Genomic DNA, 23,323 nt, shown 5'->3' with positions numbered 1-23,323 from the left:
ACCAGTCCGGTCAGTCCGGCCAGTCCGGTCAGCCCGCCGACCGCAGGACCCCGGCCGGGGCGCTGCAGACCGTGGACCGCGCCCTGCTGGTGCTGCTGGCCTTCGAGCGCTCGCGGCCCGACTGGGGGGTGACGGAGGTGGCCGGCGAGTTCGGCTGGGACACCTCGGTCGCCCAGCGGCTGCTGTCCACGCTCGCGGGCCGCGGCTTCCTGGTCTCCGACCCGGCGACCCGGCGCTACCGCATCGGCCCGGCCGCGCTGCGCCTGGGCCGGCTGTGGGAGCGTTCGGGCTCCCTGGAGCTGCTGGCGGAACCGGTGCTCCAGGAGCTGCGGACGGTGACCGGCGACACCGTGCTGTTCTGTCTGCCGGACAGCTTCCACATGCGCTGTGTGGCGGCCGTCGAGGGCGAGGAGGGGCCGCTGCGCTACTACCCGCTGGTCGGCGAGCTGTACCCGGCGCACGCGGGCGCCACCAGCAAGTCGTACTACGCCTTCCTCCCCGACGAGCAGCGCCACCGGCTGTTCCGCAGCCGTCCGATGGCGCGCTTCACCGAGCGCACGGTCACCGACCCCGACCGGCTGGAGCGCGAGTTCCGCGAGGTGCGCGCGCAGGGGTACGCCTGGACCGTGGGCGAGTACGACGCCGGGATCGGCACCGTCGCCGTGCCCGTCTTCCTCGGCGCCGAGCCCTACGGCAGCCTCAGCCTCGGCGCCGCCAAGGAACGCTTCCCGGACGGGCCCGAGGACCGCCTCGACGCGCTGCGCCGCGCGGCCCGGCTCCTGGAGCGGCGCCTGACGCATCCGCCGCAGCACCACCGCAGGCCGCGCGCCGCGCGCCCGGCCTGACCCGCACCTCACCATCGCACCCGTATCACCCCCGTGTCGCACCTGTGTCGCACCCGTTCAATGAGGGACACCCCGTGAATCTGCTGCTCCTGTCCAACTCCACCCAGTACGGCCGCGGTTACCTGGAACACGCCCTGGACACCGTGACCGGCTTCCTGCCCGCGGGGGCGCGGCTGGCGTTCGTGCCGTACGCGCTCGCCGACCACGACGCGTACACCGCCAAGGTGCGCGGCGCGCTCGCGGACGCCGGGATCGAGGTGCGCGGGGTGCACGAGGGCGGCGACCCGCTCGCGCGACTGGCCGCGTCGGACGCCGTGTTCGTCGGCGGCGGCAACTCGTTCCGGCTGCTGAGCGCCCTGTACCGGACGGGACTGCGCGAGGCGCTGCGGGACGCGGTGCGCGGCGGGCTGCCGTACATGGGGGCCAGCGCGGGCACCAACATGGCCGCGCCCACGCTGCGCACCACCAACGACATGCCGATCGTGCAGCCGCCGTCGTTCGAGGCGCTGGGCCTGGTCCCCTTCCAGATCAATCCGCACTACCTGGACCCCGACCCGCGCTCCACGCACAAGGGCGAGACCCGCGAGGAGCGGCTGACGGAGTTCCTGGAGGAGAACGACGTGCCGGTCCTGGGGCTGCGCGAGGGCTCCTGGCTGCGGGTGGCCGACGGCCGTGCCGCGGTCGGGGGCGAGCGTCCGGCCCGGCTGTTCCGGCGGGGTGCGCAGCCGTGCGAGCTGGCCGTCGGGGCGGACGTCTCCGAACTGCTCACGGTGACACCGGAGTTCGACCGGCGGGCGTAGCCTGCGCGCGCCTTGGCCCGGCGCCGTTGATCGTGTTTAGGTTAGGCTAAGCTAAGTGCGAGATCCGGCGTGGGGCACCCTCTCCCCCGCGCCCAGGGCGTACAGCTCGTGAACGGGGCGGAGATGACGGAGCCGAGTACGGCGCAGGCCGCGGGAACGACGAGGACGGCGGGGGCGGCCGGGAGGCCGGTGCCCGCTCCGACGCCGGGCGGCCGGGACCTGCCGTGGGCGAAGGAGCTCCGGGGCCGCACGGTCGTCGTGAAGTTCGGCGGCAACGCCATGGTGGATCCGTCCCTGCACCGGACGTTCGCCCAGGACCTGGTGGAGCTGCGGCACGCGGGCCTGCGGCCCGTCGTCGTGCACGGCGGCGGCCCGCAGATCAGCGCCCTGCTCGACCGGCTCGGCCTGGAGGTGCGCTTCGAGGCCGGGCTGCGGGTGACGACGCCGGAGACCATGGACGTCGTCCGGATGGTGCTCACCGGCCACGTCCAGCGCGAACTGGTCGGAGCCATCAACGCCCACGGGCCCTTCGCCGTGGGCCTGTCGGGCGAGGACGCCCACACGATGACCGCCGTGCGGCGCTCCGCCTGGGTGGACGGCCGGCCCGTGGACATCGGCCTGGTCGGCGACGTCGTGGCCGTGGAGGCCGCCACGATCGACGCGCTGCTGGAGCAGGGCCGCATCCCCGTGGTCTCGCCCGTCGCACGCGGCGAGGACGGCCTGGTCTACAACGTCAACGCCGATCTCGCCGCGTCGGCCCTGGCCGTGGCGCTGGGGGCGGACCGGCTGGTGGTGATGACCGATGTCGAGGGCCTGTACGCGAACTGGCCGCACCGCACCGAGGTGATCGGGCGTCTGACGGCCGGTGAGCTGGACGCACTGCTGCCGGGACTCGCCGCCGGAATGCTGCCCAAGATGGAGGGCTGCCTGCGCGCCGTACGGTCCGGGGTCGCCAGGGCCCAGGTCGTCGACGGCCGGGTCCCGCACGCGCTGCTGCGCGACGTCTTCACCGGGACCCCGTCCGGCACCACGGTGGTCCCGGACGGGATCTGACGGCACGTAACGCGACGTGTGACCACCCGGACGTGACGGTGGCCCCGCCCGAGGGCGGGGCCACCGTCATGTCCGGGCCGCCGGGGCGCTAGCCGCAGCGCCGCCCGGGATAGGAGTCCGTCTCCGGCGCCCCGGCCTCGCGCATCCGGCGCAGGACCTCGGCGAGCGACGTGTCGTCCACGTCGACGGGGATGTTGAGGTGCCGGTCGAAGACGAAGGTCTCCCCCGCGTCCGCGCGCCAGATGATCCAGCGGGGCAGGACGTCGGGCTCCTCCCAGAGGTGGGCGTACCGCTCCAGGACGTCCGTCGGGCTGCTCATGGTTGTCCCGCTTCCGGTCAGGCGTCGGCGGCTTCGGCGAGGGAGCGGGGGCGCAGATCGGTCCAGTGGGTCTCGACGTACTCCAGGCAGGCGTCGCGGGTGGTCTCCTCCAGGGCGACCGTCCACCCTCCGGGCACCGCGGCGAAGGACGGCCAGAGCGAGTGCTGGCCCTCGTCGTTCACCAGGACCAGGAAGCGGCCGTCGGCGTCGTCGAACGGGTTGGTGCTCATGTCCGGTTTCCTCCTGGCCCGTTGGGACGGCGGGCGCCATGTCCACGGGGTGCTCGGTCGGGGATGGGTTCGGCAACAGAGGCGGCCACACACTTAGGTTAGGCTCGCCTAATCGCAGCTTAACGTTCCCTCTTTCCCCTCACAAGGAGACACCGATGCGTCGTCCAGTCGAACGGGTCCCGGACGCGGACGGCACGCAGAGCCCCTTCGCCGCGTTCGGACTGTCCGGTACACCCGGCACCGACGCGTTCTGGGCCGCCGCGGCTCCCGTGCCCGTGCCGTCCGGCGACGGCGGCTGGCTCACCCTGTTCCTGCGGCGCGGCGGTCCGGCGGTCGTCGCGTTCGAGAGCTGGCCGGACCCGGTGCCGCTGGTCCGGTGGCGCGACACGGACTGCTGGTACGCCCAGGTGCCCCTGCCCGCGCGGTTCCGGGCGACCTACCGGTTCGTGGCGGGCGACATCTCCTGCGCCGATCCGCTCAACCCCGTCGGGATGGGCGGCGACCGGTCCGTGACCGCCACACCGGACGCTCCCCCGCAGCCGCACTGGCCGTCCGTCGGCGCCGGCGACGTGCTGCCGCTGCCCCGCACCCGGATCCGCTGGCCCGCCGGGCGGCTGGGCGGGCGGCGGACGGTGCGGGTCCATCCGGTGGGCGGCGGCGGCCCGGTGGTCCTACTGCTGGACGGCGACGACTGGCTCTACCTGCATCCGGCCATGGCGGCGTTCGACGCGGCCGTCGCCGCCGGTGACGTGCCCGCGGTCACGCTGGTCTTCGTGCCGTCCCGGGACCGGCCCGCCGAGTTCGGGTGCCGGCCCGAGCTGTGGGAGTCGGTGCGGGAGGAGTTGCTGCCGCTGGTGGCGGACAGCGGGGTGCCCGCCGACCCGGACCGCCTGGTGGTCGCCGGGCAGAGTCTGGGCGGGCTGAGCGCGCTGTACGCGGCGCTGGAGTTCCCGGAGCTGGTGTCCCGCGTCGCGTGCCAGTCGGGCTCGTTCTGGTGGACGCCCGGGGCCATGGAGCTGCCGGACCCGCTGGGCGGCCCGGTCGGCGGCACCGTCGCCGCGCGGCTGCGCGAGCGGCCCGCCCCGGCCGGACTGAGGATCGCCTTCGACCTGGGCGAGCACGAGACACGTATGCGCCCCCACTGCGAGCTGGTCGAGGACCTGACCCGGCGCTCCGGTGCGACCGTACGGGTGTCCAGATCGGCCTCGCACCATGACCGGGCGGGCTGGCGGCACTCCCTGCTCAGGGATGTCGCCTGGGCGCTGGGCTGACGGGCGCGGGGCCCGGGTCACCGGCGGACCGCCGCGCGCCCCGGGCCCCCGGGGATCCGGCCGGGCCGCTCACCTCGTCACGGCCAGGCGGTACGCCTCGTCGCTCGCCAGGAGTTCGCGGTGGGTGCCCCGGGCGGTGACGACCCCGCCGTCCAGGACGAGGACCCGGTCGGCGGCGTCCAGCAGGGCCGGGCTGGTGGTGACGACGACGGTGGTACGGCCCCGGCGCAGCCGCGCGATGTTGCGCGCGACGAGCTGCTCGGTCACGGCGTCCACCGCCGTCGTCGGGTCGTGCAGCACCAGGACGTCGCTGTCGGCGGCCAGCGCCCGCGCCAGGGAGAGCCGTTGGCGCTGGCCGCCGGAGAGGTTCGAGCCGCGGTCGCGGACCTCGTGGTCCAGCCCCTCCCGGTGCAGGGCGACGACGTCGGTCAGCAGGGACGCCTCGACCGCCTCGGCCACCATGCGGCTCGTCCCGGACGGGTCGATGTTCGAGCGGAGGGTGCCGGCGAAGATCTCGCCGTCGTACGGGTTCACGAGGAGGTGCTCGCGGACCGACTCGACCGACAGCTCCGCGAGCCGCCGCCCGCCGACGCGCACCGTCCCCTCGTAGGCGTCCGGCGGGACGGACAGGGCCAGGATCGAGGTCAGTTCGCCCGCCGCGCGCGGCTGGTGGGCCGCGATCGCCGTGAAGGAGCCCGCCGGGACCCGGAACCCCACGCCGCGCAGGGACCCGTACCGGACGCCGTCGACCTCCAGGTCCCCGCCCGGGTCCGGGCGGCCGGTCCCCGGGGCCGTCACCGGCGGCCCGGACAGCACCAGGGCCATCCGCTCGGCCGAGGCGCGCGCCATCATGACGTACTTGGGCATGTCCGAGAAAAGCTTGAGCGGTTCCATGATGAACTGCGCCAGACCGACGGCCGTGACCAGTTCCCCGATGCTGATCCGCCCGTCGAGGGCCAGCCACCCGGCGGTCAGCGTCACCGAGGCGGCGAGGGCGGCGTTCAGGCCCAGCGCGGCGCCCGCGTAGAGACCGTTCACCCGGGCCACGGTGACCGCCTGCTGCCTGGCCTCCTGGCTGACCTTCCGGTAGGACAGGAACGCCGCGTGGTTGCCGCCGAAGCCGTGCAGCGGGCGCAGGCCGATGATCAGGTCGGCGACCTTCGCGCCCGCTCGTGCCACCCGGGCCTGCTGCTCCTTGGTGCTGGTGCCGATGCGCCGGGACATCACGCTGAGCACCGAGAGGATGGCGACGGTGCCCACCAGGACGAGCAGGCCGAGCCGGAGGCTCGCCAGGCTCAGGGTGACCGCCGCGATCAGCACCGAGACCAGGGAGCTGACCAGCATGGGGACCACCTCCACGATGTCGGCGGTCTGGTCGGCGTCCTCGGTGGCGATGGTCAGCACCTCGCCGGACTTGAGGCCGGTGTCCCGGGCCACCGGCTGGAGGCCGCAGGCCGCGACCCGCACCCTCCAGCGGTGCGCCTCGGTCGTGTTGGCCTTCTGGAGGACGCGCATCCCGAAGCGCCACGACAGCGACACGGTCGTGACGATCACGGCGAGCGCCGCGACCGACAGGCCGAGCGCCGCCGCGCTCCGGTGCCGCAGGGTGTGGTCGACGATCAGGCCGAGTGCGATCGGGAAGGCGGTCTCGCCCGCCTGGTACAGCCCCATCAGGAGGGTGCCCCAGGCCATCGCGCCCACGTTGCGGCGCACGGCGGTGCGGAGGATGCCGGATCCCTGGGCGCGGGACCGCTGGACGTCAGGAGTGGTCATCGAGGTGGCGGGCAATCGCTTCCGGGGTGCGCAGGGTGAACAGGTCGCGGATGGTGATCACGGGTCCGAACTCGCGGCGGAGCAGCCCGTTCAGGCGGACGGCGAGCATGGAGTGGCCGCCGAGCGACACGAAGTCGCTCACCGCGCTCACCTCCTCGTCGTCCAGGTCCAGGGCCTCGGCGAAACACTCGCAGACCAGTGTCTCGGTCCCGGTCCGCGGGCGGCGCTCGCCCCCGGTGGTCAGCGCTCCCAGCGGCCGGGGCTCGGGCAGGGCCCTGGTGTCGGCCTTGCCGTTGACGGTGAGCGGGATGCGGTCGACCTCGGCGTAGTGGGTCGGGCGCAGGAAGTCCGGCAGCGCGGCGCCCACCTCGGCGGCGACGGTCGCCAGGCCGGCGCCGTCGAGCACCAGGTAGGCGGCCAGCCGGTGGGCGCCGTCGGCCTGCGGGTCCGGCTGGGCGACGGCGGCGGTGAAGCGTACCGCCGGATGGGCGGCGAACGCCGCCTCGACCTCGCCGAGTTCGACCCGGTGACCGCGGATCTTGACCTGCTGGTCGGTGCGGCCGAGGTAGGCCAGATGGCCGTCGGGCCGCCGGACCACGAGGTCGCCGGTGCGGTACATGCGTTCGCCGGGCCGGCCGAAGGGCGAGGCGACGAAGCGGTGCGCGGTCTGCGCGCTCTGGCCGAGGTAGCCGCGGGCGATGCCGATGCCCGAGACGTACAGCTCGCCGGGCACCCCGTCCGGCAGCGGTCGCAGCCACGGGTCCAGCACGAACACGTCGGTGTTGTCGATCGCCGTGCCCACCACCGGGTCCTGGCACTCGAAGGTGCCCACGCCCAGGGTGTTGATGGTGTATTCGGTGGGTCCGTACAGGTTGTAGCCGACGGTGCCCTCGGTGTCGGCGAGCCGCTGCCACAGGGCCGGGGTGACCGCCTCGCCGCCCAGCAGGACCAGCGCGGGACGCCGGTCCGGGGTGTCGAGCAGTCCCTCGGCCACCAGCTGCTGGGCGTACGTGGGGGTCACGTTGACGACGTCGACGGCGTGCTCACGGCAGTACGCGACCAGGGCGGGCGCGTCGCGGCGCAGCTCCTCGTCGCAGATGTGCACCTCGTGGCCGTCGGCCAGCCACAGCAGCTCCTCCCACGACATGTCGAAGGCGAAGGACACGGTGTGGGCGATCCGGAAGACCCGGTCGCCGTGGCCGGCCAGCACCGGACCGAAGACACGGCGCCGGTGGTTGACGAGCATGTTGGTGAGACCGGCGTACTCGGTCACGACGCCCTTGGGCCGCCCGGTGGAACCGGAGGTGTAGATCGTGTACGCCGGGTGCCGCAGGCGGTCCGGGTCGTCCGGCGCGAACGTCACGAACGGCACGGCCGGCGGGAGCGGCCGGTCGAGTTCGATCAGGTCGCCGGTGAGCCGGGGCGACACGGTGCTGACGGTGAGGGTCACGTCGGGGCGGGCGTCGGCGACGATCGAGGCGATCCGCTCGTCGGGGTGGTCCAGCTCCAGCGGCACGTACGCGGCTCCGGTGCGCAGCACGGCGAACAGGGCGACGATCGAGTCGAGGGAGCGCGGGAGGGCGAGGGCCACGGTCCGCTCGGGTCCGATGCCGCGTCCGGCGAGCACGCCCGCCAGTGCCCGGCTGCGGTCGCGGAGTTCGGCGAACGTCATGCTGCGGCCGTGCGAGACGAGCGCGGTGCGCCGCGGGGCGCGGTCGGCCGCCGCGTCGAACCGGTCGACGACGGTGTCCGTGCCGATGTCCGTGCGGACGGCCGGCTCGGGCTCGGGACCGAAGCCGCGCAGGGCGCCCACCGGTCCGCTCGCCGTGGCCAGGTCCTCCAGCACGCGCACGTAGCCGTCGAGGAGGCGGCGGGCGCCGTCGCTGTCGCCGTGGCGGTGCTCCAACTTGATCGTGAGCCGGTCGCCGGGGGTGACGACCCAGGTGAACGGGTAGTGGGTGGAGTCGTCGGAGCGCACGGCGGTGATGCCGTGGCGGGCGTTCATCTCGGCGAAGGCGTCCAGGTCCAGGAAGTTCTGGAGCACGAAGAGGTTGTCGAACAGGGTGTCGTGGCCGCCGGCCCGCTGGATCTCGCCGAGGCCGAGGTGTTCGTGCTCCATGGCCGCGACCCGGGACGCCTGGACCGCCGTCAGGTAGTCCTCGACCGTGTCGTCGGGCCGGGCCCGGGTCCACATCGGCACGGTGTTGAGCAGCACTCCGACGATGTCGGCCAGTCCCTCGCCCTCGCGGCCGGAGACGGTCACGCCGAACACCGCGTCGGCGCGGCCCGTGTGTGCGCCCAGCAGCAGGCCGAACGCGCCGGTGAGGACGGAGTTGAGGGTGACGCCGTGCTTCCTGGCCGCCTCCCGCAGCAGGTCCGACTGCTCGGCGGTGAGGGTGCGCACGAGGGCGGGCGGCAGGTCCGCCGAGAGGGCGGGTGCGGGTCCGGCGAGCAGGGTCGGGCCCGGGAGCGCGGCCAGGTGCTCGGCCCAGAAGCGTTCCGAGGCGGCCTGGTCCCTGGCGGCGAGGGTCCGGGCGTGGTCCTCGAAGCCGGGTGCGACGGGGTGGGTGTCCGGCTGTTCGCCCGCGAGGACGGCCTCGTAGGCGGCGAACAGGTCGCGCAGCACGATCGCGCGGGACCAGCCGTCCCACAGCAGCAGGTGGTAGCTGAGGAGGAGGTCGTCGCGTCCGCCGGGCCGCCGGATCACGGTCAGCCGGATCAGGGGCGGATCGGTCAGGTCGAATCCGGTGCCGCGGTCGCGCGCGCACAGGTCCCGCACGTCCGCCTCGGTGGACAGTTCGACCGTACGGACGGCCGCCCGCAGGCCCGCCCTGAGGAGCTGGACCGGGTTGCCGTCGTCGTCGGTGGTGAAGGCGGCGCCGACGGCGGGGTGCCGGGCGATCACGGCCGCCATGGCCTCGGCGAGCGCGTCGGTGTCCAGTCGCCGGTCGAAGCCGAAGTGGCTCTGGGCGACGTAGTGCCCGGACGCGCCCGCCAGTTGGGCCTGGAAGAACAGTCCGCGCTGGAGCGGGGTGACCGGTGCGGTGCGTTCGGCGGTGGCGGCGGCGTCCGCGATGCCCTCCAGGGCGTGCAGCCAGTGGGCGGTGATCTCGTCGGGGATCTCCTCGGCGAGGGTGAATTCGGCGTGCAGGCTGCCGGTGGCCGCGTCGGTCCAGGCGTTGACCTCCACGGCGTACGGGCTGCCCTGGCCGCCGCCGGTGATGCGCGGAGCCTGGGACTCGCCGCCCCGGCCGAGGTAGTTGAAGAGCACCTGCGGGCGGGCGGTGAGCAGCGGGGCGGTCTGCGCGTTGAGGTGGCGCAGCCGGCCGTAGGCGAGATGCCCGGCCTCGTCCGGCTGTCGCTCGGCGAGTTCGCGGGCCGCGGCGACGGGGTCGGTGTGCGCGGTGAGCCGTACGGGGGCGATGGCGGTGAACCAGCCGACCGTGCGGGTGTAGTCGTGGTCCTCGCGCACGGGGACGCGGCCGTGCCGCTCCAGGTCGATCGCGAGATCGGTGGGGGCCGGCTGGATCCGGGTCAGCGCGGCGCGCAGTGCGCCGCAGAGCAGTTCGGTGAGGGCGACGCCGAGCGCGGCGGGCGCGGTGCGCGTCACCCGGTCGCTGGTGCCGGGATCGAGGACGGCGGTGGTCTCGCGCAGCGCGCCGGTCGCGGGCAGCAGCGCGGGTGCCCGGAGGATGTCGATCCAGTGGCCGAGGCCGGTGGTGTCGGCGGACTCCTGGACGAGTGCCTCGGCGTACTCGGCGTAGGACGTGGTCGGCGGTGCGAGTTCCCGCCCGCGCAGGGCGTCCGCCAGGTCGTCCAGCAGGATCAGCCAGGACACCGAGTCGACCGCGAGATGGTGGACGGTGACGACCAGGGTGCGGGTGGCGGGGAGCCAGGTGAACGCGGTGAGGTCGCCGGTCGCGGGGTCGAGCCGGGCGGCGGCCTCGTCGGCGGCAGTGGTGGCGTCGGCCGTGTCCGCGCGTACGACGGTGGCCTCGCGTGCGGGGCCGGTGCGCAGCGTCCACACGCCGTGCTCGGTGCTCAGCCGCAGCCCGAGGGCCGGGTGGGCGGCCAGGACGGCGTTCGCGGCGCGCTCGATGTCCCGGTAGGCGATGCCGTCGGGCACCTCCAGGGTCCTGGCCTGGGCGAACCGGTCCAGGGAGCCGCCCAGTTCGCGCCGGCGCAGGATGACCGGGGTGGGCGGCACCGGGCCGTGCTCGCGCCGCGCGGGCGCCGCGGCGGCCTGCGCGCTCCGCGGTGCGCGGGCGGCCAGCTCACCGGCGAGCGCGCGCGGTGTCTTCAGCAGGAACACGTCGCGGGGCGTGACCGGCAGGCCGAGCGCCCTGGCCCGGTTGACGACGGTGATGGCGACGATGCTGTCGCCGCCGGCGCCGAAGAAGTCGGTGTCGGCGTCGGCGCCCGGCTGGTCCAGGGTGTCGGCGAAGATGCCGGTCAGCGCGGTCAGCGCGGAGAGTACGGAGTCGGGGGCGGCCGCCGGAGCCTCCTCGGTCCGCGCTGCGGCGGCCCGCTCGGCCAGGGCCTCGCGGTCCAGTTTGCCGTTGACGGTCAGGGGCAGGGCGTCCACCGCCAGGACGCGGCCCGGCACCATGTGCGCGGGCAGCTTCGCGGCGAGGAGCGCGGTGAGGCCGGCGGGTGCGCGGCCCACGACGTGGGCGACGAGGTGGTCTCCGCTGTCCGCGACGGTGACGGCGGCGTCGGTCACGCCGTCGAGGTCCCGTACGGCGGACTCGACCTCGCCCAGCTCGATGCGGAAGCCCTTGAGCTGCACCTGGTCGTCGGCGCGGCCGGTGAACTCCAGCTCGCCGCCGAGGGCGCGGCGGGCGAGGTCGCCCGTGTGGTACATGCGGGAGCCGTCCGCGGCGAACGGGTTCGCCACGAACCGGCTCGCGGTGAGCCCGGGACGGCCCAGGTAGCCGAGGGACACCTGGTCACCGGCCACGTAGATGGCGCCCTCCCGGCCGGGCGGCACCGGCCGGAGCCGGTCGTCGAGCAGATGGGCGACCAGGCCGGGGACGGGGCCCCCGATGGGGCTGACGCCGTCGGAGCCGAAGTCGTCGCCGGTGAGCACCCGGTGGGTCACATGGACCGTGGTCTCGGTGATGCCGTACATGTTGACCAGTTCGGGCGCTGCGGTGCCGTGGCGTTCGGTCCAGCCGCGCAGCCGCGCGAGGTCCAGCGCCTCGCCGCCGAAGATGATCCGGCGCAGCGCCGGCAGGGGCAGGCCCGCCTGCCGGTCGGCCTCGGTGAACTGGTGGAAGGCGGAGGGCGTCTGGTTGAGCACGGTCACCCCGCGCTCGCGGACCAGCCGGTGGAAGTCGACCGGGGAGCGGGTCAACGCGTAGTCGGGGACGAGCAGTTCGCCGCCGTGCACCAGGGCGCCCCACAGCTCCCAGACCGCGAAGTCGAAGGAGTACGAGTGGAACTGCACCCATACGTCGTCCGGGCCGAAGCCCATGTCCCGGCGGGTGTTGGCGAGCAGCGCCACCACACTGGAGTGCGGGACGACGACGCCCTTGGGCCGGCCGGTGGAGCCGGACGTGTAGATGACGTAGGCGGCATCGTGCGGGCCGGCCTCCTGCGCGGCGGACCCGGCGGGGTCCTGCGGCGGTGCGTCGCCCTGCACGAGGACGCGGGCCGCGACGCCCGCCCGTTCCAGCAGCGCCGTGAAGCGGTCCCGCTCCCCGGGGCCGACGAGGACGGTCTGCGGGGCGGCGTCGGCGAGGATGTACTCCAGGCGTTCGTCGGGATAGGCCGTGTCCAGCGGCACATAGGCGCCGCCCGCGGAGACGGTCGCGAGCAGGGCGACGACCTGTTCCACGGAGCGGGGGACGGCCACGGCGACGCGGCGGCCGGGCCTGACTCCCGCCGCGCGCAGGGCGGCGGCCAGGGTGTCCTTCGCCTCGGCCAGTTCGCCGTAGGTCAGCGAGCGGGTGGTGCCGTCCAGGGCGCACTCGGTGACGGCGGTGGCCGCCGGGTCGCGGAGCGCGGCGGCGTCGAACAGGGCGCCCAGGGTGGTCGGTTCGGTCGGCGCAGCGCTCCGGGTCTCCCCCGGCAGCAGGTCGGCGACGGGGGCGTCCGGCCGGTCGAGCAGTCCGGTGAGGATGCGGGTGAACCTGCGCAGGATGTCCTGGGCGCCGTTCTCCCGCAGCAGCGCGGTGTCGTGGATGAGGTTGAAGCGCGGGTGCCCGTCGGGGGTCCGCTCCACGACCAGGGTCAGCGGGTAGTGCGGGGCGCCCTCGTTGGCGATGCCGGTGACGGAGAGGGTGTCGCCGGGGCGGCGCAGGGCGGAGACGTCGGTCGCCACGTCGAACACCACGAGGGTGTCGAAGAGGGGGCCGGCGCCGGCCCGGCGGCCGATCCGCGCGAGCGAGACGTGCTGGTGTGCGAGGACCGCGCTCTGGTGGGCGCGCACCGAGGAGAGCAGTTCGCCCGCCGTGGTCCCGTCGTCCCAACGGGCCCGCAGCGGAACGGTGTTGATGAACAGCCCGATCATGTCGCCGATGCCGGGGACGTCCGCGTCGCGGCCGGAGACGGTGGAGCCGAAGACCACGTCGCCGGTGTGCAGGAGGCCGCCCAGGGTCAGGGCCCAGGCGCTGTGCACGGCCACGCTCAGGGTGGCTCCGGCGGCCCGTGCGGCCGCGTCGATGTCCTGCGGCAGCCGCGCGGAGGTGTCGGCGAACCGGCCGGAGGGGGTGTGGTCCGCCGCGACCAGTGACGGGCCGGGCAGCCCGGCCAGTTCGGCGTCCCACACCCGGTCGCTCTCTTCGGCGTCGCGTCCGGCGAGCCAGGCGACATGGTCGGCGTAGCCGCCCGCCGGATACACGGTGCCCGGCGCGTGGTACTCGGCGAGCAGGGTGCGGAGCATGGGCGGCACGGACCAGCCGTCGGCGACGATGTGGTGCACGGTCTGCACCAGCACGTCGCGGCCGGCCGCCGCGTCGCGGAACAGCGTGTACCGCATCAACGGGCCGGTGGCCAGGTCGAATCCGGCGCGGCGGTCCTGCTCGGCGTGGTCGCGGATCTCCTCGTCGGTGATGCCGGGCCGGTCGAGCACGGTGAACGGCGCGCGGGCCCCGCTCTCCAGTACGGAGACGACGCGGCCGTCGGAGAGCGCGGTGAACCGCGCGGCCAGGTTGGGGTGCAGGTCGAGCAGCCGGGTGGCCGCGGCGGCGAGCCGGTCGGCGTCGAGTTCGCCCTCCAGGGTCAGCACCTGCTGTTCGACGTAGCTGCCGGTGGAGTCGTCGTCGAAGACCGAGTGGAAGTACAGGCCCTCCTGGAGCGGGGTCAGGGGCAGGATGTCGCGCAGCGCGGGGCCGTCCAGGGCGTCGACGTCGTCCTGGGTGAGCCGCACCAGCGGGAAGTCGCTGGGCGAGTGACCGCCGCCGTCGAGTGCGGCGAGCCCGGCGAGGGCCGTACGGAAGTAGCCGCCGATCGTGTCGATGTCCGTGTCGGTGAACATGCCGTCGGGCCAGGTGAGGGTGGTGACCAGTTCGTACTCGCCGCCGGCGGCGGGTTCGGCGATCGCGTTGAACTCCAGGACGCGGGGCAGGCGCATGCCCGGGTCGCGCTTCTCGCCCAGGTGCCCGGTGGCCCCGGTCAGTTGCCAGTCCCCGGACGCGCCCGCGTCGAAGCGGCCCAGGTAGTTGAAGAGGACCTGGGGCGCGGGGGCGGTGAAGGCGGCACCGGCCAGGTGGCGCAGGGCGCCGTAGGAGACGCCGTTGCCCGGCACGCGGGCGAGGTCCTCCTTGACCGCCTTGAGCGCGGCGGCGAGGTAGCCGGGGTCGGTGAGGTCGTCGGCCGTGCCGGGGTCGACGGTCACGGGGAAGAGCGTGGTGAACCAGCCGACGGTGCGCGACAGTTCCGGCTCGACGCCGGTGGCGGCGGCCACATGGCGGCCCTCGCGGCCGTGGCCCTCCAGTTCGATGTGCGCGAACGTCTGGTCCTGGCCCCGGTCGCGGCGCCACCGGGCGAGGGTGACGGCGAGCGCGGTCAGCAGCACGTCGTTGACGCCCGCGTGGAACCGTGCCGGTACCTCGCCGAGCAGGGCGGCGGTGGTGTCGGGGCCGACCGTGACGGTCCGGGACCTCTCCCGTGCGACGGTGTCGGCCCCGGACAGCGCCCGTCTGCCGAGCGGGGCGTCGGGTCCCGGCAGGGGACGCTCGTAGTACGCGCGGTCCCGGCCGAAGTCCGCGCTCTCCAGCAGTTGTGTCCAGCGCCGGAACGAGGTGCCGACCGCGGGCAGTTCGACGGGTTCGCCCGCGGCGCACCGGCGCCATGCCGTGGCCAGGTCGTCCATCAGGACCCGCCAGGACACGCCGTCGACGACCACGTGGTGGGCGACAAGGACCAGTTGGCGTGCAGCGCGGCGCCAGACGGCCCGCAGCATGATTCCGCCGTCCGGGTCCAGTCCGCCGGTGGCGAGGGCCACGCACTCCTCCAGCGGCCGGTCGCTCTCCTGCCAGTGGGCCCGTGCCGTGCCGACCGCCGGGATGTCGAAGCTCCAGCGTTCGCCGCGCACGAGCCGGGCGCGCAGCATGTCGTGGCGGGCGACGACGGCGGTGAGGACGGTGTCGAGGGCGTCGGCGGTGAGCTGCGCCGGGGTGTTCAGCACGACCGACTGCACGAAGCCGTCGATCGCGTCGGTGGTGCCGCCGAGCCACTGGACGACGGGCGATCCGGTGACGGGGCCGGTCGGTACGTCGCCGTGGTCCACGCCGGTGACGTCCTCGCGGCCGGCCACCGCGGCCAGTGCGCCCAGGACGCTGTGGGCGAAGATCTGCCCGGCGGTGACGTAGAGACCGGCGTCGCGCAGCGCGCTCAGCAGCGAGATGGCGAGGATGCTGTCGCCGCCGAGCTGGAAGAAGTCCTGGTCGACGCCGACCTCCTCCAGCCGCAGCAGCGAGGCGACGGCCGCGCACACCACCCGCTCCTCGTCGGTGACGGGCCGGACGGTCGGGCCGGTGGCGATCTCCGGCTCGGGCAGCGCGCGCCGGTCCAGCTTGCCGTTGGGGGTGAGCGGGAACTCTGGCAGAACGACGATGTGGGCGGGCACCATGTACTCCACCAGGTGCCCGGCGGCCCAGGACCTGACCTCGGCCGCCCGCAGTCCTTCGTGCCCGGCGGCCGGGATCACATAGCCGACGAGACAGGTGCCGCCCGCGCTGTTCTTCCTGGCGACGACGCAGGTGTGCCGTACGCCGGGGTGTTCGGCGAGACCGGCCTCGACGTCCTCCAGTTCGAGCCGCATACCGCGGATCTTGACCTGGTTGTCGGCCCGGCCGAGGAAGTCCAGCGATCCGTCCGGGGCGAACCGCGCGAGGTCGCCGGTGCGGTACAGCCGGGACCCGTCGTCCGCGAAGGGGTTGGCGACGAAGCGGGTCGCGGTCAGGCCGGGCGCGTTGACGTACCCGCGGCCCAGCAGGAAGCCGCCGACGTAGAGTTCGCCGCCGACGCCGACCGGGACCGGGCGCAGTTCCTCGTCCAGGACGTACAGCTGGGTGTTGGGGTTGGCCCTGCCGATGGAGGTCGACAGGCGTTCCGCCGCGCCCCGGTAGATGACGTGCGAGACGCCGATGGTGGTCTCGGCCGGTCCGTAGCCGTGGTACATGGGGATGTCGAGCCGGGTGCGGAACCGCTCGTACAGCTCCGGGGTGAGCACCTCGCCGCCGCACCACACGTGTCGCAGGCTGTCCAGCCGTCCGGAGTCGCCGGCGATCTCCAGCAGGACGTCCAGCATGGACGACACCAGGTAGGTGAAGGTGACGCGCTGTCCGGCGATCACGCTCAGCAGGTGGTGCGGGTCGCGTTCGCCGCCCGGCCGCAGGACCACCAGCCTGCCGCCGCACACCAGGGGCAGGAAGATCTCGTTGACGGAGATGTCGAAGGACAGCGGTGCCTTGAACAGCGAGGCGTCGTCGTGGCCGAAGCCGAGGATCTCGCCGGACTGCCACAGCAGGCGCTCGCTGATCGCCTCGTGCCGGATCATCGCGCCCTTGGGGCGGCCGGTCGAACCGGAGGTGAAGATGACGTAGGCCAGGGCCCCGCCGGGGATGGTGGTCCGGGGTGCCTCGTCGGGTTGGGAGCCGTGGCGCCAGTCGTCGAGGCCGACGGCGACGGCGGGGGGTTCGGCGGCGTCGTGCTCGCCGGAGGCGTTGAGCTGCACCACGACCTGTGCGTCGGCGATGACGACGGCGCGGCGCGCGGCGGGCCACTGCGGATCGAGCGGCACGAACGCGCAGCCCGCCTGGAGCACGCCGAGCAGGCCGATCACCATGTCCGCCGAGCGCTCCAGCGAGATGCCGACCACCTGTTCCGCGGTGAGTCCGCGGGCGATCAGGTGGTGGGCCAGCTGGGCCGACAGGCGTGCCGCCTCGCGGTAGGTCAGCGACCGGTGTTCGTCGACGACGGCGACGGCGTCCGGCCTGAGCCGCGCCTGTTCGCGGAACATCTCGACGACGGTCGGCCGGACCCGTTCGGCGGCGGTGTCGTTCCAGGCGGCGAGGGTCCGCAGTCGCTCGGCCGTGCCGGACGGGCCGATGGAGCCGAGGGGCCGGTCCGGGAAGTCGGCCAGGTCGTCCAGCGTGAGCTGCGCCCGGGACGGCGACACGCCCTCGGGGACGGCGACGCGCATCCCGTCCGGGGCCTCGTCCACCTCCCAGCCGCGCGGGGCGCCGCCGCCGTTGCGGACCCAGCCGAGCACGTCGGCGAAGAGGGTGCCGGGGGCGAGGTCGATGCCGTCCGGGCTGCGGTCCGTCGCCCAGTACGACAGTGCGATGGCACATGCCTCGGCGATGGTCCGGTCGGAGTGTTCGCCGATGCGCCGCCGTACGTCGGCCAGGCGCGTGGAGGAGATCTGCACGAGACGAGCGCTCGGTTCCATCATCGAAGTCTCAGCACCTTCCAGGAATTAAGGCAAGGCTAACCTAACTTTCGGCGCCTAACCACCCTCTCGCCAGGCCCTCCAGAGCCGTGCGTAACGGCCGTCCAGAGCGACCAGTTCCTCGTGCGTCCCCTGCTCCACGACCCGTCCCGCGTCCAGCACGGCGATCCGGTCGGCGGCCACCGCCTGGGTCAGCCGGTGCGCCACGAACAGCGCGGTCCGGCCGGAACACGCGGCCAGCACCGCCCGTTCGAGTTCGGCGGCACCCTCGCTGCCCGCCTCCGCCGTCGACTCGTCGAGCACCACCACCGGCGCCCGCCCCAGCACCAGCCGGGCCAGGGCGACCTGGGCGGCCCGGGTGCCGTCCAGCCGCTCGCCGCCCTCGCCGACCGCGGTGTACAGCCCGTCCGGCAGCGCCTCGACCCACGCGTGGGCGCCGGCGGTACGCAGCGCGTCCGTCAGCTCGGCGTCACTCGCGCCCGGTGCGGCCAGTCTCAGGTCCTCGGCGAGCGGGCCGGAGAAGACATGTGTCTCCTGGGTCAGGATGCTCACCAGCGCTCGCGCCCCGGCCTCGTCCAGGTCGGCGAGATCGGTCGTCCCGACGCGCACCGACCCGGCCTGCGGGGTGCCGATACCGGCGATGAGCGCGGCCAGTGTCGTCTTGCCCGCACCCGTCGCGCCGACCAGGGCCAGCGAACCGCCCGCGGGGATCGCCAGGTCGACATCCCGCAGCACCGGCTGCTCGGCGCCGGGATAGGTGAACGTCAGCCCCTTGACCGTCACGGAGCACGCGGCGCCCTCGTCGTCGTCGGCGGTCGAGTCGCCCACCAACCGTTCCTCGGTGGGTTCCGCGAGCACCCCGACGAGCCGCGTCAGGCTCGCGCCCGACTTCTGCGCCTCGTCGAAGGTGAACATGATGGCGCCCAGCGGGGTGAACAGGCGGTGGAACACCAGCGGCGCGGCCGCCACCTCGCCGAGCGTGGCGGAGCCGGTCTCCAGCAGGGCGTAACCCACCACCAGGATCAGGACCAGGCCGATGAACTCCGCGCGGTTCTCCCGCCCGACGAACCGGCCGAAGAAGCGGAACACCTCGATGCCGAGGTCGCGCACCCGCCGCGAGTCCGCGTCGACCTTCTCGCGGAACGCCTCCTCCAGGCGGTACGCCCGCACCGTCTCGATGCCGTTCAGGCCGCTGATCAGCGACTGCGCGCGGTCCGCCTGGGCGGCCCGCTGCTTCCGGTAGAGCGGGGCGGACCGGGGCAGGTACCAGCGCAGGGCCAGCGCGTAGGCGGGCAGCGCACCGGCGCCCGCCAGGCCGAGCCGCCAGTCGAGGCCGAACATGCCGAAGGTGGCGACGGCCACCAGCACCCCCGCGGAGAAGACCGTGGGGACGGCCGCGCGGATGCCCTTGGACAGCACGGCCACATCGTCGCCGACCCGGGAGAGCACATCGCCGCGGCCCACCTGTTCGATCCGGGCGCTCGGCATGCCCAGCACGGCGCGGACGGCGCCCTCGCGCAACTGCGCGAGCAGGTCGGCGCCGAGCCGTCCGATCAGATAGGTGGAGACGGCGGTGGCCGCCGCGCCGAGCAGCGCGGCGGCCACCATCAGCACTCCGACGGTCAGCAGCGCCGAGCGCTCCTTGCCCCCGGTCACCTCGTCGACCACCCGGCCGAGCAGGAGCACCGGGAGCATCTGGAGCGCCGCCCCGGCCACCGTGCTGAACACGGTGCCGGCCGTCAGCCAGGGTGCGCCGCGGCAGTGCGCCGCCACCCACCGGGCCGCCTCACGGCCGGTCGTGGTCCGCAGGACGGCCGGGGCGACACGCGTCCGCGGGGTGCTCACCCCTGACCGGCCGACTTGACGAGCTCGTCGACGGCGTACGGCAGGGAGAGCAGGGTGGCCTGCGACATGGCGGCGCCCACGGCCGGGCCCTCGCTGTCGAGGAGGTACGACACCTTGCCGTTCTTGACCACCTTCAGGTTGGTGAAGAGGGCGAACTTCTTCAGCGCCTCGGTGTCGGCCTTGTCGTTGATGACGAACACCCGGTCGACGTCGACGAGGTCCATGCGCTCCGGGGAGAGCGTCGTGTAGAACTTGTCACCCGCGATCTTGTCGATCTCGGTCTGGCCCTTGAAGCCCATGCCCGACAGGAGCTGTCCGCGGACGTCGGTGGTGGTGAAGGGCGCGACCGCGTCCTTGTACCAGGACAGCGCGACAGCCTTCTGGCCGGCGAACTCCGGGTGGGCCTTCCTGACCGCGGCGAGCTGGTCCCGGATGCCCTGGACCAGCTTCTTGCCCTCGTCGGCCTTGCCGAGCGCCGTGGCGATCTGGAGGGCGTTGTCCTGCCAGGGTGCGCTGAACGGCTCCTTCTCGGCCTTGGTACGGCCCACCGTCGGAGCGATCCTGGAGAGCTTGGCGTACGCGCTCTGGTCGATCTCGGAGTAGACGGCGATGATCAGGTCCGGCCGCAGGGCGGCGATCTTCTCGTAGTTGGGGCCGGAGTCGCCGTTGCTCATGATGACCGTGGGCCGGGCGTCGCCCCACTTGTCCTTCACCCACGGCCACTGGGTGTTGATGTCGGGGCTCCTGCCCGCCGGGTTCGGGTACTGGTCGACCATGCCGACCGGCTTGACGCCGAAGGCGAGGACGTCCTGGTCGTCCGTGTAGCCCACGGTCACGACCCGCTCGGGGGCCTTGGTGATCGTGGTGGATCCGAACGCGTGCTGCACGGTGACCGGGAAGGCGCCGGACGACGCCGAGGCACCGGCGCCCGCGCTGTCGTCCTTGTCGTCCGACGAACCGGAGCCGCACCCCGCGAGGAGACCCGCGCCGAGGGCCACGGCGGACACGGTCGCCGCCAGCCGCCGCCAGGACTTCGTACGTGCCGTTCGATCGAGGAGCATCCGGGATCCCTTGCTTTCGTGCAGTCCGCTGCGGCCCGTGCGGGCAGGCACACCTTACCCGCGATGAGTAAGGTAAACCTAGCCTAAGTTGCGGGAGTTGCCTTCCGGCCGCCCGGATCCCGGACGTGGGTCCGGCCGATGGGCACGACGAGCGGCCGCTCCCCCACCGGATCGACCATCACCTCGGCGCGCAGACCGAACGCCTCGTGCAGCAGCTCGGGGGTCACCACGTCGCGCGGATGGCCCTGCGCCAGCACCGAACCCGCCTTCATCACGACGAGGTTGTCGCTGTAGCGCGCGGCCAGGTTGAGGTCGTGCAGCACCATGACCACCGTGCGTCCCGACTCGTGCAGGTCGTCGACGAGGTCCAGCACGTCGACGGCGTGCGCCAGGTCCAGATAGGTGGTGGGCTCGTCGAGCAGCAGCAGGTCGGTGCCCTGGGCGAGGGTCATCGAGATCCAGACGCGCTGCCGCTGCCCGCCCGAGAGCGCGTCGACCGGCCGGCCCGCCAGGTCGGACACCCCGGTCATGGCGAGCGCGCGCTCCACCACCGAGGCGTCGTCGGAGGACCACTGGCGCAGCCAGCTCTGGTGCGGATGACGGCCCCGGGCGACCAGGTCGGCCACGGTCAGGCCCTCCGGGGCGACCGGCGACTGCGGCAGCAGACCGAGCTTCTTCGCCACGTCCCTGGTCTTCAGCTCCGCGATGTCCGCGCCGTCCAGCACGACCGAGCCCCGGGTCGGCTTCAGCAGCCGCGACAGGGTCCGCAACAGGGTGGACTTCCCGCAGCCGTTGGGGCCGATGATGGTGGTGATCACACCCGGCGGGATCGCCACGTCCAGCGTGTCGATGACGGTCCGGTCGCCGTAGCCGACCGAGACGCCCCGGGCCGCCAGCCGCGGGACGTCCTGTGTCGCGGAACCGGTCTCGGTGGTGTACTGAGCGACCACGGCCTCCCCCTTGAGTTTAGGCTTGCCTAACTTTCTATCACCTAGCGGCGGTTGGCCCGCACCAGGAGGTGGACGAGGAAGGGCCCGCCGATCGCGGCGGTGACCACGCCGACCGGCAGGGAGAGAGGCAGCGCGGTGCGCGCGACGAGGTCGGCGCCGGTCAGCAGCACCGCTCCCACCATGGCGGACGCCGTCATCGGCGGGGTCGGGGACTTCGTCAGGCGCAGCGCCACCTGCGGCGCCACCAGCGCGACGAACGGCACCGGTCCCGCCGCGCTCACCGCGAACCCGGCCAGCAGCACCGCGCACAGCATCAGGACGGCCCGCACCAGCCGGTGGCGGACGCCGAGCCCGGCGGCCACGTCGTCGCCGAAGTGCAGCGGTTTGAACTGGAAGGCGGCGCACGTCACGACGGCCAGGACGGCGAGCGTGCCCCACAGCGCCAGCCGGACCTGGTCCCAGGAGCGGTCGTCCAGCGAGCCGACCAGCCATGCCTGGGCCCGCGCCACGTCCCGGATGTCGGCGGTGGCCAGCAGCCAGGTGGTGAGCGCCTCCGTCACGGCGCTCACCGAGATGCCGATGAGGATGAGCCGGAAGCCGTCCATCCCGCGGCGCCACGCCATGAAGTACACCAGCAGCCCCGCGCCGAGACCGCCGGCCAGCGCCGCGGCGGGCAGGCCGACCGAGGTGACGACCGCCGTGGTGGCCCCGCCCGAGACCGTCACCAGGAACACCGAGACCGCGCCGGCGCCCCCGGTGATGCCCAGCACGTCCGGACTGGCCAGCGGATTGCGGGCGATGGACTGGGTGATGGCTCCGGACACGCCCAGCGCGACGCCCACCACGAGACCGGCCAGGGCCCGCGGCATGCGCAGGTCCATGATGACGAACCGGTCCACCCGCTCGCCCCGCCCGAACAGCGTGGCGATCACCTGGCTCAGGCTCAGGGGGAAGTCCCCCACGGCGATGGACAGGCAGAACGCCAGGAAGGCCGCCGCCGCCAGCACCAGCGTGACCAGCGCGACCCTGGGCCGCCACACGAAGGACACGGAGCCGATGCGCACACCCGGCGCCACCGAGGACTTCACCACTGTCGTGTTCATGCGTTCCTGAACTTTCCCCGCCACACCAGGACCGCGAAGAACGGGGCGCCGAGGAGGGCGACGAGGACTCCCGCCTCCAGTTCCCCCGGACGCACCACCAGGCGGCCCACGATGTCGCAGACCAGCAGGACGACCGCGCCGAGCAGACCCGCGTACGGCACCAGCCAGCGGTAGTCGGGACCGGCCAGGTAGCGGGCCACGTGTGCCACCATCAGCCCGAGGAAGGCGATGGGACCGCACGCCGCCGTGGCCGCGCCCGCGAGCAGGGTGACGGCGACGATGCCGACCGTCCGGATCAGCGTGATGTTCACCCCCAGGCCCCGCGCCACGTCGTCACCCAGGTTGAGCAGGTTGACGGAGGGCAGGGTGGCGAGGACCAGCACCAGCCCGACCACGATGAAGGCCGTCATCGGCCAGATGACGTCGAACCGGACGCCGGCCACCGAGCCCGCGTTCCAGAAGCGCAGCGCGTTCAGCGCGGCCTTGTCCGACAGCGCCACCGCCGTCGTCATCGCCGCGAGGAACACGGTGACACCCTGTCCGGCCAGCGCGAGGGTCAGCGGGTTGCCCGCGCCCCGGCCGATGCTCGACAGGCCGAAGACGACGACACCGGCGACCGCGGCGCCCAGGAAGGCGAACCACACGTACTGGAAGGGGTTGGTGAGCCCGAGCAGGGAGATCGCCGACACGACGGCGAACGAGGCGCCGGTGTTCACCCCCAGCAGGCCGGTGTCCGCGATGGGGTTGCGCGTGTATCCCTGGATCAGCGCCCCGCTGGTGCCCAGCGCGATCCCGGCCACGATCGCGAGCACCGTACGGGGCACCCGTACGGTCCGCACGATGAGCCGGATCTCCGTGGCCCTCTGGTCGGGGTCCGGCGCACCGGACAGTCCGTGCCACACCTCGGCCGGGCTCAACGCCCGCGCGCCGACGGCCAGGGAGACCACCGCGGCGGCCACGAGGATCCCGACGATGACGCCCAGGCCCGCGATCCGCCGCCGCCGGGCCTCCGCGACCACCCGCGAGGACGCGGGACGTTCCACTGTAGTCGTGCCCATGTCGACGAACGCTATCCCTTGCCTCGAGCCCGGCCGCCGGGGTGCCGGGGCGCTCCGCACCGGCCGGGTGGCCGGCCGCCGGGGCGCGGGCGGATGACAGGGGGCACGGACGTTC

13 protein-coding genes are annotated in these 23,323 nt (G+C 73.7%); 4 read left to right on the top strand and 9 right to left on the bottom strand.

Annotated features, from left to right (window positions below; translation table 11 throughout):
* Positions 1–62 precede the first annotated feature (62 nt).
* The 3 genes from A8713_RS31270 (at position 63) to argB (ending at position 2,698) form a co-directional block, all read left to right on the top strand.
* Positions 63–845: an IclR family transcriptional regulator gene (locus A8713_RS31270; RefSeq protein WP_064537836.1), complete on the top strand. Its 783-nt coding sequence runs from the start codon at positions 63–65 to the stop codon at positions 843–845.
* Between the two features lie 74 nt (positions 846–919).
* Positions 920–1,645, top strand: a complete 726-nt coding sequence (gene pepE, locus A8713_RS31265) for a dipeptidase PepE (RefSeq protein WP_064537077.1) — start codon at positions 920–922, stop codon at positions 1,643–1,645.
* A 189-nt stretch (positions 1,646–1,834) separates the two neighbouring features.
* On the top strand, positions 1,835–2,698 hold the full coding sequence (argB, locus tag A8713_RS31260) for an acetylglutamate kinase (RefSeq protein WP_064537076.1): 864 nt from the start codon (positions 1,835–1,837) through the stop codon (positions 2,696–2,698).
* A gap of 88 nt (positions 2,699–2,786) precedes the next feature.
* Here argB and A8713_RS31255 read toward each other — a convergent pair whose 3' ends face one another.
* Both A8713_RS31255 and A8713_RS31250 read right to left on the bottom strand, forming a co-directional pair.
* On the bottom strand, positions 2,787–3,017 hold the full coding sequence (locus tag A8713_RS31255) for a hypothetical protein (protein WP_064537075.1): 231 nt from the start codon (positions 3,015–3,017) through the stop codon (positions 2,787–2,789).
* Between the two features lie 17 nt (positions 3,018–3,034).
* The gene (locus tag A8713_RS31250) at positions 3,035–3,247 is read right to left on the bottom strand and encodes an MbtH family protein (protein WP_064537074.1); all 213 of its coding nucleotides are present in this window, start codon (positions 3,245–3,247) and stop codon (positions 3,035–3,037) included.
* A gap of 155 nt (positions 3,248–3,402) precedes the next feature.
* On the opposite strand from A8713_RS31250, the gene A8713_RS31245 reads away from it, so the two are divergent.
* Positions 3,403–4,518, top strand: coding sequence for an alpha/beta fold hydrolase (locus A8713_RS31245; protein WP_064537073.1), 1,116 nt, complete (start codon positions 3,403–3,405; stop codon positions 4,516–4,518).
* A gap of 69 nt (positions 4,519–4,587) precedes the next feature.
* Here the strand turns inward: A8713_RS31245 and A8713_RS31240 are convergent, their stop codons facing one another.
* From A8713_RS31240 to A8713_RS31210, 7 genes are all read right to left on the bottom strand, one after another.
* Entirely contained in the window at positions 4,588–6,291 is a 1,704-nt protein-coding gene (locus tag A8713_RS31240) for an ABC transporter ATP-binding protein (protein WP_064537072.1), read from the bottom strand.
* On the bottom strand, positions 6,278–17,194 hold the full coding sequence (locus tag A8713_RS31235; protein ID WP_064537071.1) for a non-ribosomal peptide synthetase: 10,917 nt from the start codon (positions 17,192–17,194) through the stop codon (positions 6,278–6,280). The genes A8713_RS31240 and A8713_RS31235 overlap by 14 nt, the downstream gene beginning before the upstream one ends.
* 54 nt (positions 17,195–17,248) lie before the next feature.
* Positions 17,249–19,036 (bottom strand): ABC transporter ATP-binding protein, encoded by a 1,788-nt coding sequence (locus A8713_RS31230; RefSeq protein WP_064537070.1) that lies wholly within the window; start codon positions 19,034–19,036, stop codon positions 17,249–17,251.
* Positions 19,033–20,097, bottom strand: coding sequence for an iron-siderophore ABC transporter substrate-binding protein (locus tag A8713_RS31225; protein ID WP_064537069.1), 1,065 nt, complete (start codon positions 20,095–20,097; stop codon positions 19,033–19,035). The genes A8713_RS31230 and A8713_RS31225 overlap by 4 nt, the downstream gene beginning before the upstream one ends.
* A gap of 83 nt (positions 20,098–20,180) precedes the next feature.
* On the bottom strand, positions 20,181–21,047 hold the full coding sequence (locus A8713_RS31220; RefSeq protein WP_064537068.1) for an ABC transporter ATP-binding protein: 867 nt from the start codon (positions 21,045–21,047) through the stop codon (positions 20,181–20,183).
* Between the two features lie 41 nt (positions 21,048–21,088).
* On the bottom strand, positions 21,089–22,150 hold the full coding sequence (locus tag A8713_RS31215; protein WP_064537067.1) for a FecCD family ABC transporter permease: 1,062 nt from the start codon (positions 22,148–22,150) through the stop codon (positions 21,089–21,091).
* Positions 22,147–23,208: a FecCD family ABC transporter permease gene (locus tag A8713_RS31210; protein WP_064537066.1), complete on the bottom strand. Its 1,062-nt coding sequence runs from the start codon at positions 23,206–23,208 to the stop codon at positions 22,147–22,149. Before A8713_RS31210 ends, A8713_RS31215 begins: the two co-directional genes overlap by 4 nt.
* Positions 23,209–23,323 lie beyond the last annotated feature (115 nt).

It is taken from the genome of Streptomyces sp. SAT1 (assembly GCF_001654495.1).
Lineage (GTDB): Bacteria > Actinomycetota > Actinomycetes > Streptomycetales > Streptomycetaceae > Streptomyces > Streptomyces andamanensis.
This window is presented reverse-complemented; position numbering and strand designations above follow the sequence as displayed.

Bases quoted from the DNA above. Each gene is read 5' to 3' on its own strand.
- A8713_RS31245 (WP_064537073.1), top strand. From the start codon at position 3,403: ATGCGTCGTCCAGTCGAACGGGTCCCGGACGCGGACGGCACGCAGAGC.
- A8713_RS31215 (WP_064537067.1), bottom strand. From the start codon at position 22,150: ATGAACACGACAGTGGTGAAGTCCTCGGTGGCGCCGGGTGTGCGCATC.
- A8713_RS31240 (WP_064537072.1), bottom strand. From the start codon at position 6,291: ATGACCACTCCTGACGTCCAGCGGTCCCGCGCCCAGGGATCCGGCATC.
- A8713_RS31225 (WP_064537069.1), bottom strand. From the start codon at position 20,097: ATGCTCCTCGATCGAACGGCACGTACGAAGTCCTGGCGGCGGCTGGCG.
- A8713_RS31210 (WP_064537066.1), bottom strand. From the start codon at position 23,208: ATGGGCACGACTACAGTGGAACGTCCCGCGTCCTCGCGGGTGGTCGCG.
- A8713_RS31255 (WP_064537075.1), bottom strand. From the start codon at position 3,017: ATGAGCAGCCCGACGGACGTCCTGGAGCGGTACGCCCACCTCTGGGAG.
- A8713_RS31235 (WP_064537071.1), bottom strand. From the start codon at position 17,194: ATGATGGAACCGAGCGCTCGTCTCGTGCAGATCTCCTCCACGCGCCTG.
- A8713_RS31250 (WP_064537074.1), bottom strand. From the start codon at position 3,247: ATGAGCACCAACCCGTTCGACGACGCCGACGGCCGCTTCCTGGTCCTG.